This is a genomic window from Rahnella sp. P4_A8 (assembly GCF_056402435.1).
Window position 1 is genome coordinate 1 of record NZ_JBFUHK010000356.1, and the last position, 639, is coordinate 639.

At 38.2% G+C, this 639-nt stretch carries 1 protein-coding gene; it reads left to right on the top strand.

The window, feature by feature from the left end; translation table 11 throughout:
- The coding region (locus AC1DUO_RS25960) for a glycosyltransferase family 8 protein (RefSeq protein WP_477989612.1) at positions 1-639 on the top strand (639 nt) is incomplete at both ends.

Sequence of the window (639 nt, forward strand, 5' to 3'; positions counted from 1 at the left end):
GCATATATCCGAACGTTTATTTAATATATTTATTATTTTCAAACTGTCTAGCGAAAATCTACGCATTAAAGAAGTGCAAAGGACATTTATAAAAAACGAAACTTTCAATGGTAAGCTCGGACCTTATTTCACTGAGAGAAATGTTCCAATTGTTATTTGTTCTGACGATAACTATGCAATGAGCCTTGGCGCCCTAGTTAATTCTATCGTTAAGAACGCAAGCACAAATCACAATTACGATATTGTTGTACTGGATAATGGGCTAAGTCAGCGAAATAAAGCGCGCGTAAAAAATTTGGTAGCGAATGCTAGCAATATAAACGTACGTTATTTTGATGTAAATGCATTCAAGGAAATTAAAGACGCTTATATCAGGCCTCCTTTTACCGCTGCTACATATTCCAGACTTTTCATTCCAAAACTATTTAGAGATTTTTCAAAAGTACTTTTCATTGATACCGATACGGTTGTTGAGAGTGATCTTGCGGAACTCATCGAGACGCCTCTGGGGGATAATCTGGTCGCTGCAGTACAAGACATTGTCATGGAGGGGTTTGTCAAATTTGGTAATGTTGCTCAGTCAGATGCAGGTGTTCAATCCGCTGAGGAATACCTCAAAACCAGGCTAGAGATGGCTGA